This window comes from Streptomyces viridiviolaceus (genome assembly GCF_014650995.1).
GTDB lineage: Bacteria > Actinomycetota > Actinomycetes > Streptomycetales > Streptomycetaceae > Streptomyces > Streptomyces viridiviolaceus.
Genome location: NZ_BMWA01000004.1, coordinates 1 through 14,411, shown reverse-complemented (window position 1 = coordinate 14,411; position 14,411 = coordinate 1). Strand labels below are relative to the sequence as shown.

Genomic DNA, 14,411 nt, shown 5'->3' with positions numbered 1-14,411 from the left:
CCGGGTGGGCCGGCGGACCCCCGGTCCGGGACGTCTCTAGGGTCGTCGCAGGAGCCCCCTCTCCATGGCCACCACCACCGCCCTCGTCCGGTCGTTCACATCGAGCTTGGCGAACAGACGCAGCAGGTGTGTCTTCACCGTGGCTTCGCCGATGACGAGGCGTCTGCCGATCTCGGCGTTGGTGAGTCCGTCGGCCACCGCGCCCAGGACCTCGGTCTCACGGTCGGTCAGCGGTTCCTGGGCTGGTCGGCGCATCCGCGCCACCAGCTTCGCGGCGACCCGGGGAGCGAGCACCGTCTCACCGCGTGCCGCCGCGTGGACGGCGTCGACGAGCTGTTCTCGCGTGGTGTCCTTGAGCAGGTAACCGACGGCACCGGCCTCCACCCCGCGTTCGATCTCCGCGTCCGTGTCGTACGTCGTCAGGATCAGGACCCGGGTGCGCGGATACCGGGCGACGATCTCGGTCGTCGTCGCCACCCCGTCCAGCACGGGCATCCGCAGATCGACCAGGGCGACGTCGGGGTCGTACCGCTCCACGAGGTCCAGCGCCGCACGCCCGTCCCCCGCCTCACCGACGATCTCGATACTGTTCTCGTCGGCGAGCAGGGCGACGACCCCGGCGCGCATCACGGTGTGATCGTCCACCACGACGATGCGCACAGCCCCCTCGCTCATGCCTCCACCTCGTCCGCCATGGGGATCACCGCGAGGATCCGTGTCCCGTCGCCCACCGAACTCGTCACCGTGAGCCTCCCGCCCAGTTCCGCCAGTCGTTTGCGCATGCCGTCGAGTCCAAAACCCGTCGACTCCTCCACCACGAATCCGGCTCCGTCGTCGGTGATCTCCAGCTCCACCCCGTACGGCCGCCGGACCAGCACGACGCCGACCGTGGACGCGCGCGCGTGCTTGCGCACGTTGGCCAGGGACTCCTGAGTGCAGCGCAGCAGCGCGATCCGGGTCTGCTGGTCGCAGTCGAGGTCTGCCAGGTCCGCGTCCACGGTGAGCTCGGTGTCCTCCGCGAAGCGGTCCAGCGTGCGGCGCAGCGTCTGCGCCACCGAACCGGACTCCTCACGGCCCGGACCCGGCTGCCCGGCCGAGGCGACCAGCTCACGGGCCTCGGCGAGGTTCTCCCTGGCGGTGGATTCGATCGACCGCAGCTGCTGGACACTGCGTGCCGGATCCTCGGACATCCCCGCCCGGGCCGCCTCCGCGAGGACGATGATCGACGCGAAGCCCTGTGCGAGCGTGTCATGGATGTCCCGTGCGATGCGTTCCCGTTCGTCCGCCGCGCCCTGGCGCTGGTGCGCCTCGGAAAGACGCGCCTGCGTGCGCTCCAACTCCTCGATGAGCCGGGCCCGTTCGCTGCTCTGTGCGACGACCGAGTGTGCCCACAGGCCGATCAGTACGCCCACCGCGACCACGATCAGCGTGGACACCAGCGTCTCGCCGAAGAACTCCGCCGACCAGCCCTGCCGGACCAGGCTGCCGGCCACCGTGGCGCCGGTCGCGAGCCCGAGGAATCCCATCGAGGCCCTGGGAGTGTGCCCGAACATCCAGTAGTGCGGCAGCGTGACCATGAACAGCGCCGCATAGCTGCTGCCCAGATACGCCAGCCCGCCGAGCGCGAGGACGAGCACCGACAGGTACACCTGCGGACGTACCACGGGATTCCGAGGGAAGCGGTCGAGCAGCGCGTAGCACAGCACCACGCAGCCGAGCAGCGCGAGCGCCTTGTACTTGCTCCCGCCGGGCGGAGCCGTTGTCACCAGCCCGACGGCCATCGCACCGAACAGCACCCAGCACACCGTGTTCCACCGGCGCAGCGACGTGGCCCAGAAGGCGTCGGCCGACGGAGCGGTCAGAGCAGTCATGACCATCAACGTACGTCGGCCATCGGCCGCCCGTCGGACGTTTCGGCCGAGGCCGCTGCCGTGCGCACCGCTGCCCGCCCGGGCCACCAGCTCGCATCCCCGAGCAGCAGCATCGCCGAGGGCAGGATCATGATGTGGACGACGAACGCGTCGAGCAGCACGGCCGCGGCGAGGACGAAGCCGATCTGCTTCATCTCGATGATGTGCAGGAAGACGAAGCTCACGAAGACGGTCGTCATCACCACCGCCGCGCTCGTCACCACGCTCGCCGACCGGCGGATTCCGTCGAGTACGGCCTGCCGCGTCGGTACTCCTGCGAGCACGGCCTCACGGATCCGGCTCACCACGAACACCTGGTAGTCCATCGACAGGCCGAAAAGGATCACGAAGAGGAACAGGGGCACGCGCGATCCGATCGAACCCGTGGAGTGGAAGTCCAGCACGTCCTCGGCCCAGGACCCCTGGAAGACCAGGACGAGAAGCCCGAGTGCCGCCGCCGCGGACAGCAGGTTCAGTCCGACACCGATCAGACCCAGCACCACCGAGCGGAACGCGTACGTGGTCATCGCGAAAGTGACCAGCAGCAACGCCGCCAGCACCAAAGGGAGTTTGCTGTTCTGGTGGGCGGGATAGTCGGCGTACCGGGCCACGTCCCCGCTCACGCCGAACTCCGCCCCGGCGACCCGGCCCACGGTCGCGGGCAGGTAGTCCTTCCGCAGGTGGTCGAGGGAGTCGTACGCCTGGTCGGAGTTGCCCAGGTACGGCACCTTCAGCTCGAGCGTGCTGATCCGCCGGTCGTCGGAGGTCCGGACGCGCGAGGCGCCGGCGAACAGCGGGTCGTCGCCGGCGCGCCGGGCCAGCTCGTCAAGGGCCCTGGCGACCTCGCCGGCGCGCGCGGCCTCGGCCCGTACGACGACCTGGTGCGTGACCCGGAGTTCCGGGAACGCCTCGTTGAGCCGGTCGTACACGCGCATGGCGGGGATGTCGCGGGAGTGTGTGTCCCGGCTCATCTCCGTGATCTTCAGCCCGGCCAGAGGGGTGACGAGCGCGAGCATGGCGAGCACGGAGACGCACAGGGTGGCCAGAGGATGCCGGCTCGCGGGTCGCAGCAGAGCGGCCCACACGCGTCCACCGCCCTCGCCCCGCACCCGCCGCGCCGGCTTCCCGCGCTCGGCGCGGCGCCGCACCCCGCGCTCCTGCCTCTGTCCGAACTTGACGAGGAGCGCGGGCAGCGCCGTCAGCGAACTCGCCACCGCGACAAGGACGACCACGATCGTGCCGGTGGCCAGCGAGGAGAAGATGACATCGGCGGCCAGGTACAGGGTCGCGGTGGAGGCCACGACCGCGAGTCCGGACACCACGACCGCCCGCCCCGAGGTCGCCGCGGCCAGCTCCACCAACGCCTCGGAAGTCAGCCGGCCGCCCGAGCGGGCCCGCTCCTCCCGCTCCCGCTTGAGGTAGAAGAGCGTGTAGTCGACGCCGACCGCGAGCCCGATCATCAAGATCACATTCGTACCGACGCCGGCGTCGGGGGAGACGTGGGACGCCACCATCGACAGCCCGACGGCCGCCGCGATCGACGACAGCGCGAGCAGCAGCGGCACTCCCGCCATGGTCACGGACCCGAACACGATCAGCAGGGTGATCAGGGTGACGGGAAGCGTGATCTTCTCCGAGAGCGCCAGGTCGTCACTGCGCTGCCGGTCGACTCCCTTGCTGATGGAGGGACTGCCGGTCTCCTCCAGCAGCAGCCCCGGATACGCCTTCCCCACGGCCCGGGTCTGCTCCACCAGCGCACCGACCTTGTCCTTGGCGTCCCGCTCCTCGCCCTTCAGGGCCACCTCGACCATGAGGACCCGCCGATCCGCGGACACCACCGGTTCGGCCACACCCGCCACGTCGGGCAGCCCCCGCATCCGGGCCGTCAGGTCTCTCGCGGCGGTCTCGGCCGCGCTCCGGTCGAGCGGACCCGACCGGGAGGAGATCAGCACCTGCTCGGTGGACCTGCGCTCCAGCTGCCCCTCGGCGGCCATCGTCTCCGCCCGGCCGGCCTCGCCGACCCGGTAGTCGGCCGTCGTCGCGCTGTGTGTACCGACGGCACTGCCGATCCCGAGGCACAGCACCACGAACACGAGCCAGCCGACGATGGCCCGCCAGGGGTGCCTGGCACTCCAACGCGCCATGCGCACAGTGAGTGGATTCATGCCCGAAAGCCTTGCTGGGCAAGGCGGTTGGCAGACAGAGGTGACGGGTTGAACTTCGCGTCCACCGTTCGGTGGACACGGACCCCGCGAGCTTCCCGAGGGCTGGGCAAGTCCGCGCCGAGCCGTCAGCACTGCGACGAGGCGCGGCAGCGCGACCTGGCGGCAGGGCTGGACGACATGGTCCGCTTGCCGCCCGCTGTGCCATTTTCAATGACGACGTCGACTTCCTGCCCGGCGACGGCCCCACCAGCGGTATCTCCGTCACACTGACCGCCGGAACTCTGCAGGCGATCCGTGAGCGGGTCGGCAAGCGGGGCGTCTCGGCGTACCTGGAGAAGGCAGCCCAGCGGCAGATCGAGCGGGACAACCTGGACGAACTGATCGCGGACTTCGAGGAGGTGCACGGCCCGGCCGACCCCGAGGCCGTGGCGGCCAAGCGTGCCCGGCTGACCGGTGGCGCTTCAAGTGCTGGAGTGGCCGCGTGAGCGGTGCCCTGGTCCTGGACAGCGAGGGCCTGGCGAAGGCCGTCGTACGCAATCGACGCCATGCTGTGCGCCACCGACCTGCAGCATCCCGGCCGGGTGACGATCCTGACTTCCGATGTAGAGGGCATCGGGCTGCTCACTGCCGAGCATCCGCGTGCGAGTGCGGAGAAGGTCTGAGCCGAGGCGCCTTGTAGAGGCGGCGCTCGCTGTGCGGACGTTGCCCTGAAGTCGACCGAGCTGGTTGTCCGCTTGTCCTCACACCTCGTCCGGGTGAGCGCCTGGAAGAGGTCCTCGTGACGCGCCCCACGTCGTCACCGGTAGGACCAAGGGACGATCAGCGTTCTGGCGCGAATCCGGCACGAGACCACTGATCACAGCGGACAGCAGAGGCTCGGGTCTCCGACCTGGGCCTCCTTCATGGAGCGGGTGACGAGAATCGAACTCGCGCTCTCAGCTTGGGAAACGATGGCGATTTTGCCCGTGCGTAAGGCCCTGCACTGCGTATACGTGGCCCGGAGCGCTGTGCCTGGTGGCCGGCTCGCACCGCTTGGCCGTGGCTCTCCGCCTCTGCGGGCACGCCAAGGGCACGGCGCAGGAAAATGTACGTCCAGGCCCGCGGAGAACGGTGCCTGTCCGCACACTCGTCGGGACGGACGGGCCGACCGTGTGCGTCTTCACGCATACGCATTCGGGAGTCGTCCGTAAGCCGACCCGCCCGCGCACGTGGTCAGCTCGAACCGGGACGGGAGCTGTCGGACGCTTCGTTCGCGGCACGGCGGTACTCGGCGTTGATGCGCTGAGCTTCCTCGAGCTGGTCCTCGAGGATGACGATGCGGCAGGCAGCCTCGATCGGGGTTCCCCTGTCGACGAGCTCGCGGGCGCGAGCGGCGATCCGCAGCTGGTAGCGGGAGTACCGGCGATGTCCGCCCTCCGAGCGCAGCGGAGTGATCAGACGGGCTTCACCGATGGCTCGGAGGAAGCCAGGGGTGGTGCCGAGCATTTCGGCGGCCCGGCCCATGGTGTATGCGGGGTAGTCGTCGTCGTCCAGACGATCGTTCAGTGGAGTATCTGCTGCCATGTCACCTCGTTGTGCAACGCGTCGAGGGGCCCTGATGCCGAGCGGCACCAGGGCCCCGAAGGAAATTGAACACCATCTGTCGGCCCTCATGCTGTGCCGACCTTCTGTTTCCGCTACCCGGCCCGGCAAGGGGAGGGGTGCGGGGATCGCGGCTGTGTGACCGGGGACCACCATCCGTTCCGGGATCTTGCGGTACCCGGACCGACAGTTTCGCGGACCGGGCGATCCTGATGGCGTCTGCTCCTCCGTCCTTCCTCTGGACCGACCACTTGTTGAACGGATACTGCGGTACTGCTCGGTGGTGCTGTTGGCAACCCCTCGACCCGCGGGCTGCCCAGTGCGACTCTCAGCCCCGTCACCGTTCTGAGAACACCTTGGCTTCGGAACCCCAGAGTCGCACTGACCTGCGAACTTCAGGTGCTGCTACCCGCCAGTTCGTGTCTGCCGGGTCTCGCTGGACCGTGTCGACGAGAAAAAGATTAACCATGCCAGGAATCAATGTCTACTCTGACAAAGATAGATTTTGACGTTCAGAGAGCACAGGCCTCCTGTGGCCCGCGATAACGGGCGGAACGAGTCGTCGGGGCGGCGATACGACGGTGAGGGCCCTGCCGACGCGTGTCGGCAGGGCCCTCACCGGGTCCTTGATGGCGGTTTCCCGCCTGTCTCACGCCTCCGTGGAGGCAGTGCCCCTAGCAGCGCCGAAGCGGTAGGACGTCCCGTAGACGGATCCGGTCCGTGTAGGTGGGGCTGTCGCGGAGAACGGCGAGCCGGGCCAGGGTGATCAGGCCCGTGCTCTGGTCGTCCCCGTCGCAGAGGACGAGGTGATCGACACGGGCACCGGCCATGAGGGACAGAGCCACCTCGACCGTCATGTCGTCACAGACCCGAGGGCCGGACGCGTCCCCGTCGACCACGGACTCGGGGGAGGGATCCACTGCATGGTGCCGTGTCTGAGCCGGAGTAGTCATAGGTGCCTCCTACCGGGAAGGGGTCGGCTTGTGATCACAGCTGCTCTAGGCAGCCGAGCCGAAGTCGGTCCGCCGCTGTGTCCTGCGGCGCGCCGCTTCGCCGACCGACCGGCCCTGGCCGGCGTGGCCCCGGCGCCTGCGACGTCCCTGGGAGGAAGAAGACGCGCCTCGGGGACGTTCCACGGCCGGCGCGGTGACGACGACCGGGACACCGGAAGGGGCCTGGGCGCCTGTGATGCGGCTCAGCTCCGCATCGCCCGAACGCACTTGGGCGACCCGGGGGGTGATGCCTGCCGAAGCCATCAGTCGGCTCATACCACGACGCTGATCAGGGGTCACCAGGGTGACGACCCTGCCGGACTCGCCGGCGCGGGCCGTACGACCGCCGCGGTGCAGGTAGTCCTTGTGGTCACTGGGCGGATCCACATTGACGACCAGGTCGAGGTTGTCGACGTGGATCCCGCGCGCCGCGACGTTGGTCGCCACCAGTACCGTCACATGCCCGCTCTTGAACTGGGCCAGGGTCCGAGTGCGCTGCGGCTGGGATTTGCCGCCGTGCAGGGCCGCGGCCCGGACACCGTTGCTCAGCAGGTGCTTGGTCAGCCGGTCCACCGCGTGCTTGGTGTCGAGGAACATGATCACTCGACCGTCTCGCGCCGCGATCTCGGTGGTCGTCCGATGCTTGTCCGCGTCGTGCACATGGAGTACGTGGTGCTCCATCGTGGTGACCGCGCCCGCCGACGGGTCGACGGAGTGGATTACCGGGTCCGTGAGGTAGCGGCGGACCAGCAGGTCGACGTTGCGGTCGAGGGTGGCCGAGAAGAGCATCCGCTGCCCGTCGGGACGCACCTGGTCGAGCAGGTCGGTGACCTGGGGCAAGAAGCCCATGTCGGCCATCTGGTCGGCCTCGTCGAGGACCGTGATGCCGACATCGTCCAGCCGGCAGTCGCCCCGTTCGATGAGGTCCTTGAGCCGCCCGGGCGTCGCGACGACGACCTCGGCCCCGGCCCGCAGCGCACTGGCCTGCCTGCCGATGGACATACCGCCGACGACCGTGGCCAGCCGCAGGCTCACGGAGCGGGCGTACGGGGTGAGCGCGTCGGTGACTTGCTGGGCGAGCTCACGGGTCGGGACGAGGACCAGGGCGAGCGGCTGTCGTGGCTCGGCACGCCGCCCAGCGGTACGGGCCAGTACGGCGAGGCCGAAGGCGAGGGTCTTGCCCGAGCCGGTGCGCCCACGGCCGAGTACGTCACGCCCGGCCAGGGAGTTCGGCAGGGTCGCCGCTTGGATCGGGAAGGGTACGGCAACGCCTTCGTGGCCGAGCGTGGCCAACAGCCGTGCAGGCATGGCGAGATCGGCGAACGAGCCGACGGCGGGCAGTGCGGGTGTGATCGTCTTCGGCGGCGCGAACTCGCCCTGTACGGCCCGTCCGGCCTGTCGGTTCCCGTAGCCCTTGGAACGGCGCGGACCACCGGAGCGTTTGGCGCCGGCGCCTCCTCCGAAGCGGTCATGTGTGTGCGATGTGTGGGCTCGCTTCATGCGGAACCTTCCTTGATGGGGCGCGTAGCAAGGAATTCCCGCAGCAGGTGAGCGGCGCAGAGAATCTCGAGACGAGCCGAAGTCGATGTGGGCCGAGTCGGACCGACGGCGAATAGATCACCGGTCGATGATGCGGTGAACAATTCCCGTCGCGCGCCCTGAAATGCAGCGAGCCGGGGCCCGCACCCCAGAGGTGCGGGCCCCAGCTGCGAAGTATGCGTCAGTGCCGGTGTCAGGCGGGAACGATGTTCTCGGCCGTCGGGCCCTTCTGACCCTGCGCGATGTCGAACGACACCTTCTGGCCTTCCAGCAGCTCGCGGAAGCCCTGGGTGGCGATGTTCGAGTAGTGGGCGAAGACGTCGGCGCCGCCGCCGTCCTGCTCGATGAAGCCGAAGCCCTTTTCCGCGTTGAACCACTTCACGGTGCCAGTAGCCATTTCATTTCTCCTTCGGAGGCGGTGCCAGGAACTCGCCATGTACGAATTCCGTGTCGCCGTGATGATTACCCCGTCGGAAATGAACATTGTGGCAACCACACCTGCAACTGAGATCGACAGTAGCACGGTGCGATCGGCCCTGCACGGTCGATAATTCCGCTCCGGCCGACGATCGAGGAATACTCGCCGTGCCCCGCGCCTATTTCTCATTTCACGGGCGCAGATATTGCTCTTCGCGGGCGCGGCTTTCCTGCCGTGCACTTCCGTCCACAGCCCTGTGACCTCGGTCGACGGAAGATGTGCCGCTGCCACCGCCGTCAGCGGATGGCACGCCGGCTAACGCGCCTGGACTCCCATACGCGATGAAGGTCACATCCCTCTCGTGCGATGTTCAGTTCGACGGTGTCCAGGCCCACGCCGGCCCGCCGACGTCCAGAGCGGGACGGGGCCGAGCGGTTTGCCCCGGTCCCTGTCGACCCGCTCGCGCCACCTTCCAAGGCGCGACGGTGCGCGCCGGTCGGTCGTCCGAGAAGGCGGCGCCGATCTGTCGGCACTCCGACGTGGACCGGCAACGGAAGGCGGAGAGCTGTGGCTGCGGTGCGGCACTCACCGACCGGTCTGGACAACAAAGAACCCCCGGGTCGACGACCTGGGGGTTTCACATGGAGCGGGTGACGAGAATCGAACTCGCGCTCTCAGCTTGGGAAGCTTGGGTTCTCTACAGATGGTTGCCGGGCTGACCTGCGGTAGACCGGCTACGGGGCCTGACTGGCTGGCGACCTGGTCCCCGCCATTCCCCGTGGTTCTCCACACGATCTGGCACGGTTCTGGCGCGACCTCTTCGCCCCGAATTATTGGCCGGATGGCCATTACGGTTGAGGCTGCTGGTCGAGGGTTCAACGAGGGCCATTCGCGGTCGATTGCGGGGTTACTGTACTCCGCTGTTGTACCGCAACGAGCGGCCAGCGAGGCGAGAACCGGCATCCTCCACCTCGCTGGTGGCAGTGAGCGTCAGCCTTCGCGTTCCGCAGCGGCCTTGATCTCGTCGCGGATCGGGCGAACAGCCTCAAGCTCCTGCCGGCCGGGTTTTCCAGGGCCCCGTCGGGAAGATCGGGCAGGCGTCGCCGCAGCCCATGGTGATGACGTAGTCGGAGGCCTAGGACAGCTTCGATGGCGAAGATCTTGGGCTTGACCTCGGCAACGTCGATGCCGACTTCCTTCATGGCCTCGACTGCGTCCGGGTTGACCCGGTCGCCGGGGATGGGCGCGTTTGGGGGACTTCATTCCATCAATGTGGTGAAGGCAAGCCAGGAGTAACAGTCAGTCGAAAACGTCGCTCCAGGTCCACGGGTCGGCTGCGAGGCCATTGCATTCTCGCCCATACGATTTGTAGCGCTCAGGCAAGTCAGCGCCGGAGTCCATCGCGCGCCGAGTCAAGATTTCCGTAGCTCGGACTGCGCCGACTTGTCGAAGCTGCTTAAGCAGTCTCCTAACGGCGCGAGCGTTGGTTACGGAAGCGTGTTTCTCTGGGTTCCTCGCGAGAAGCGTGGCAATCGCCCGCTCTGCTGCCACCGCTTTCAGTTGCTTGATCAACTGCGCGACGTCTCCTGGGTTTTCGAGCGTTACTTCACTTTCCGGGTTGCGGGCGAGAAGCGTGGCAATCGCCCGCTCTGCTGCCACCGCGTCCAGTTGCTTGATCAACTGCGCGACGTCTCCTGGGTTTTCGAGCGTTACTTCACTTTCCGGGTTGCGGGCGAGAAGCGTGGCAATCGCCCGCTCCGCTCTGACACGCCGAAGAACTCTGATGATCGACGCAATCGTTGCGGGATTCCGAGAGGACGTATCACAGACGAGCCGATTTCCCAAGAGATCAACAGCATCATGCTCGCCCAGTTCTCGCAACTCGGTGAGTAGCTTGGCTAGTGTGTAAGCACTGTTGACTCTCACGTGTGCGGCAGGATCGCGCGCTAGGAGGGTTGCCACGGCTTGATGCGCCTCAACGCTACGCGACTCTCTCAATATATAAGCAACGATTTGAGGACTTCTCAAATCTACGTGATTGGCCCAACGCAATGCAAGGCTGGCCGCCATCGCCTCTGCACCGTTCGTTTGCCGCAACTGAGCGATCAATTGAATCAGGCCACGGGTGTCTTTGAGGTTTACCTCTGAGAGAGGATCGCGAGCTAATAGTACGGAGAGAGAATCAATTAATCCGCTCTTCCTCAGGGCGTTGATGAGTTCAGCGAGATCACCTGGATTACGCAATCCCACTTTTGATACCGGATTCAAATCAAGCAGCCTAGCAATCGCATAAGTTGCTCCGCTGGATTGAAGCTGCCTAATGCGGAATGCAATGGCGCCAGCGTCATTAGGGCTGACCGTCGTTATCTGGTCCATTACCGCCGCAGCTTGATCTTCATCGACTTTCCGTAGCGAAGTGAATAGCAGACTTGCAGCACGTGGGTCACTGGCCGTTACATAATCTGCTGGCTTACGGGCAGCAAGTCGAGAGGCGGCATCACGCGCACCACTCTTTATCAGAGAATTTATGAGCTGAGCAACTGTAAAAGGGTCCTGCAAATTGACGTGCACGGCTGGGTCTCGATTGAGAAGAATAGTAGCAAGCGCCCTGCGGCCACCTGAAGCGCGGAAGTGAGATAGTAGCCGCGTGACAGTTGCAGGATCGGTAAGCGGTGTGTGCTTGGTGATCCATTCCAATCCGGAGTAGTCCGGATCGAGCGTACGGGTAAGGCGTTGCACCAGATCACCCGCTGCAGTTGGATGTCCGGCAAGGATTGCTTTTCGCGATAGTTGAAATGAATCTTTATATAGTCCTCTCTTCCACGCGGAATCAGCCAATCTTTCAAGATCGTCTGGGTCACGGGTATGCAGTTTTAGTGCTTCCCAGAGTGAGGAGCTTCCTAGCTGGTCGGCTCGTCGGGAGCGTGTGTTTTGGTCCAGGTAGTCGGCGGGTTCGTAACTCGCCGATGCACCAGAGCGAGTGCGGTAGGGCGTTAAGGAAGCGAGCGTGTTTCGGACATCAGTGCGTGTGCCGTCCCGTCTAACTCCAGTGGAGAGAGATCGAAGCGTCTCTATAGCCCAGTCCGGTTCTGCACTGCGATGGCGGGGATCGAGGGCACCGTCAGCCGCTTCCGACAATAGATCTGTCAGGATGGGCGTTCGATGCCCAAGCCGACGGGCGTCAAGTGCAGCTGAAAGTACCGCATATTCGGTATGGGTGAAGTGGGCCCCTGGACCCTCCATGAAGGCGCGAAGCAGTTCGGGTCCGCCACTCAGATGCTGAATTACACGACCATCATTAGCACCTGCGTTCAACGCCTGACTGAGTCGATTATCAGCGCATTTTCTCGCAAGGTCCTGCCAGCGGCCGCGATCCTCTTCCGTAAGCTCGGCCGACACTGGAATGCGCACAGCCAAGGCTGGATTCGTAAGTAGAGCCCTTGCTTTTCCATAAGGGTCCTCTGAAATTCCGAGTGCTGTTAGCTCATTCCAGTATGGCTCGGTCCACAACGTGCCAACTGCTATTACGCCACTTCGGCGTTCAAGCGCCGACCTTAGCTCGGTGGCTGCCCGCTCTCCTGACGCGCCGTAAAGGAATCGTTGTGTTTCATTAAGCCACAGCACACTACCGGAAACGAGACGACCACTCTCAATCAGCTCAAGGAGGTCATCGGGCGTTGCTGGGCGCAGAAGCGGACGGTCAGGGGCCATCTCGCGGAGCGCCTCATAAAGTGCACGCGTTTTTCCCGTCGAAGAGTCGCCCGTGAGAATGACGAAGATCGACGGTCCGTCGTCAATGGTCGACTTAAGCACCCGGCGCAGGGCGTCATCATGAGCCCGGGCGAGATAGGGTGTTAGTCCAGCACCAGCCTTTGTGGTTTGGCCAGGAGGTACGGCAACGTGAACTTCGAGTGTTTCCGCTTGCAGGGTTGTAATTGTCTCAACCGGCGGGCTGTTACTTTCCGCCAGCGTTAGCTGACGCTTGAGTGCGGTAAATGAACGATGTTGAAGGGAGTCGGGGCGGACGATGGAGAAGTGATCACCTGGGAGAACGGCAGCGTTAGCGAACACGCTGCGGGCTGACGCTGGGGTGACGATGTTGTCAGTCTCACCTGCGTAAACTTGCATGGGGATCTTGCATGAATGCCCTGTGGTTTGTGTAGCATTAACGACCTGATTGATCACGATACGTTGTGTTTCAGTGACCTGTTCATCGAGAGGTCGTAGCTGTCGTTCTTGGGGATTGAACGGAATCCAGCGACGACGCAGAGAAAGCCCTATATTCGACCCGTTATTTGGGCAAGCGAACATTACGATACGCCGGATGCGGGTAAGATCTTCACCTCGCCCTTCATGCAGCATGCGGGCAAGGAATCGCTGGACAATCAGACCACCCTGGCTGTGGGACACTAGCATCAAGTTTTGGTATTCCTGACCTTCTGTGTCCAAATATTCCCTAAGACTGTCTGCAACGTTGTCAAAAGTCGGGATTCGGCGGAGCGGGTGCAAAGACCTCAGCGTAGTGGCATAGCGAAATAGGAGTGGATGGGCGAACTTAAGCTCTGCATCGGCTTTAATTAGTTCTACGAACGGTTCCCACATAGATGGGCTGGAACGGAATCCGTGGACAAACACAATGCCAAGCTTTCCGCCGTCTGCTGCCATCTGCGCCCCTCCGTACTTGTCGGAGTCATACGGTACTGAACCTGAGGGCTTCGCTCCATGCGATGAGATCAACACGCTCGACACCGCGGGGGTATGCCCGAGGTGGGGGTGCCTACATGCTTGGTCTAGGTCAGACAGGGCGGCGGAGCCTCAATGGGTGAGTCAAGACCTTTCTCTTGCACTGGGTCTTGTCAGGGATCTTGAGAAGCCGGGTTTCCGCAGGTCAGGGGCGGTGAGATCGTGCGACTGGTGGTCGTCGTTGGCCATCATTGGCCACTGTCGAGCGGCCTCGGAGGCCCAGCCTTGGCGCGCTTGGCTGGAGGCCGGCACCTTCGATGCGACTCGTCACGTGAGCGGTACGTGCGGTGAACCCTGCTCAGGTGGCGTGCGCTCCCTTTGTGCGCTGGTTGCCATCTTGTGTGACTCGCCTGGACGCCGCACGGTTTAGGTGGATGCTGCTCGGTGCTGTGCTGCAGGACCACCAGGGGAGGGCGGTACATCGTGGGTTCAGCCAGTCAATGGGCACGTGAGACCTTCGGGGACATAGCCGCTGAACTAGCGGACATCATCCCGGCCTGCCTCCTCCGAGCCCATGATCGTGCCCGGACCGGACAGGAGGGTGTCCACACTCAGACGCTCGAAGCTTACGGACATGGCCTCTACGCGGTGCAATATGAGGAACTGGCCGCCGGCATCTCCGGGCTCGGGGAGGCTGTGCGCCTGCAGGGACGCACGCTGATGCTCGTCCATGGCCACCTGATCTACCCCCTCCGCTACGCGAAGAAAGACGTGCCCGTCACGGCTGCACGCCTCCGCCGGGCCACAGGCTTCCGAGCAGACCTGATCCGCCGCCACGGCCCGCCTCCCAGGCAGCAGGCATTCGACCTGGACTGGGGAGAACTCGATGGTTCCGAGGTGCATCCAGATGCACGATGACCGCACCCGACAGTCTGGGCGGTAGCCGTTGCGGTGGTTGACCCGCGTCAACGCCGATGGCCACCGGGAGATTTTCGGCCTGGACGTCGCCACCGCCGAGGACGGGCGCCGGCTGGCTGGCCTTCCTGCGCTCGCTGATCGCCCGCGGCCTGTCCGGCGTCCAGCTCGTCATCTCCGATGCCCACGCCGGCCTGGTCGACGCGAT

The 14,411-nt window shown here is 65.1% G+C and carries 9 protein-coding genes and 4 pseudogenes; 4 read left to right on the top strand and 9 right to left on the bottom strand.

The features are described 5' to 3' along the window. Positions 1-36: 36 nt before the first annotated feature. From IE260_RS06070 to IE260_RS06060, 3 genes are read right to left on the bottom strand one after another with little or no spacing between them, the layout of a single operon-like run. Complete coding sequence (locus IE260_RS06070) at positions 37-675, bottom strand: response regulator (RefSeq protein WP_189869434.1); 639 nt, start codon at positions 673-675, stop codon at positions 37-39. Continuing rightward, positions 672-1,871, bottom strand: a complete 1,200-nt coding sequence (locus IE260_RS06065; RefSeq protein WP_189869433.1) for a sensor histidine kinase — start codon at positions 1,869-1,871, stop codon at positions 672-674. The genes IE260_RS06070 and IE260_RS06065 overlap by 4 nt, the downstream gene beginning before the upstream one ends. A gap of 5 nt (positions 1,872-1,876) precedes the next feature. Further along, a complete protein-coding gene (locus IE260_RS06060) occupies positions 1,877-4,075 on the bottom strand; it encodes an MMPL family transporter (RefSeq protein WP_189869432.1) in 2,199 nt (732 codons plus the stop codon). Between the two features lie 203 nt (positions 4,076-4,278). Here IE260_RS06060 and IE260_RS06055 point away from each other — a divergent pair, with 203 nt between their 5' ends. Both IE260_RS06055 and IE260_RS06050 read left to right on the top strand, forming a co-directional pair. Beyond that, positions 4,279-4,560 carry a hypothetical protein gene (locus tag IE260_RS06055; protein ID WP_189869707.1) on the top strand — a complete coding sequence of 94 codons (282 nt, stop codon included), beginning with the start codon at positions 4,279-4,281 and terminating at the stop codon, positions 4,558-4,560. A gap of 45 nt (positions 4,561-4,605) precedes the next feature. Continuing rightward, positions 4,606-4,737: pseudogene (locus tag IE260_RS06050) on the top strand (DNA-binding protein); the annotation flags it as partial. A 550-nt stretch (positions 4,738-5,287) separates the two neighbouring features. Here the strand turns inward: IE260_RS06050 and IE260_RS06045 are convergent. The 6 genes and pseudogenes from IE260_RS06045 to IE260_RS06025 all read right to left on the bottom strand — a co-directional run bounded on the left by IE260_RS06045 (position 5,288) and on the right by IE260_RS06025 (position 13,270). Then, positions 5,288-5,638, bottom strand: a complete 351-nt coding sequence (locus tag IE260_RS06045; protein WP_189869431.1) for a MerR family transcriptional regulator — start codon at positions 5,636-5,638, stop codon at positions 5,288-5,290. A 692-nt stretch (positions 5,639-6,330) separates the two neighbouring features. After that, the gene (locus IE260_RS06040; protein WP_189869430.1) at positions 6,331-6,609 is read right to left on the bottom strand and encodes a CBS domain-containing protein; all 279 of its coding nucleotides are present in this window, start codon (positions 6,607-6,609) and stop codon (positions 6,331-6,333) included. A 45-nt stretch (positions 6,610-6,654) separates the two neighbouring features. Continuing rightward, positions 6,655-8,148 (bottom strand): DEAD/DEAH box helicase, encoded by a 1,494-nt coding sequence (locus IE260_RS06035; RefSeq protein WP_189869429.1) that lies wholly within the window; start codon positions 8,146-8,148, stop codon positions 6,655-6,657. A 232-nt stretch (positions 8,149-8,380) separates the two neighbouring features. Then, positions 8,381-8,584, bottom strand: coding sequence for a cold-shock protein (locus IE260_RS06030; protein WP_028799214.1), 204 nt, complete (start codon positions 8,582-8,584; stop codon positions 8,381-8,383). A gap of 1,011 nt (positions 8,585-9,595) precedes the next feature. After that, positions 9,596-9,846 (bottom strand): annotated as a pseudogene (locus IE260_RS41505) (low molecular weight phosphatase family protein); the annotation flags it as partial. A 58-nt stretch (positions 9,847-9,904) separates the two neighbouring features. Continuing rightward, positions 9,905-13,270 carry an esterase/lipase family protein gene (locus tag IE260_RS06025; RefSeq protein WP_189869428.1) on the bottom strand — a complete coding sequence of 1,122 codons (3,366 nt, stop codon included), beginning with the start codon at positions 13,268-13,270 and terminating at the stop codon, positions 9,905-9,907. Between the two features lie 462 nt (positions 13,271-13,732). On the opposite strand from IE260_RS06025, the pseudogene IE260_RS06020 reads away from it, so the two are divergent. Continuing rightward, positions 13,733-14,197: pseudogene (locus tag IE260_RS06020) on the top strand (hypothetical protein); the annotation flags it as partial. Between the two features lie 55 nt (positions 14,198-14,252). After that, a pseudogene (locus IE260_RS06015) lies at positions 14,253-14,411 on the top strand (transposase); the annotation flags it as partial.

Coding starts and splice junctions, on each gene's coding strand:
- IE260_RS06070 (WP_189869434.1), bottom strand. CDS start 675: ATGAGCGAGGGGGCTGTGCGCATCGTCGTGGTGGACGATCACACCGTG.
- IE260_RS06065 (WP_189869433.1), bottom strand. CDS start 1,871: ATGACTGCTCTGACCGCTCCGTCGGCCGACGCCTTCTGGGCCACGTCG.
- IE260_RS06060 (WP_189869432.1), bottom strand. CDS start 4,075: ATGAATCCACTCACTGTGCGCATGGCGCGTTGGAGTGCCAGGCACCCC.
- IE260_RS06045 (WP_189869431.1), bottom strand. CDS start 5,638: ATGGCAGCAGATACTCCACTGAACGATCGTCTGGACGACGACGACTAC.
- IE260_RS06040 (WP_189869430.1), bottom strand. CDS start 6,609: ATGACTACTCCGGCTCAGACACGGCACCATGCAGTGGATCCCTCCCCC.
- IE260_RS06035 (WP_189869429.1), bottom strand. CDS start 8,148: ATGAAGCGAGCCCACACATCGCACACACATGACCGCTTCGGAGGAGGC.
- IE260_RS06030 (WP_028799214.1), bottom strand. CDS start 8,584: ATGGCTACTGGCACCGTGAAGTGGTTCAACGCGGAAAAGGGCTTCGGC.
- IE260_RS06025 (WP_189869428.1), bottom strand. CDS start 13,270: ATGGCAGCAGACGGCGGAAAGCTTGGCATTGTGTTTGTCCACGGATTC.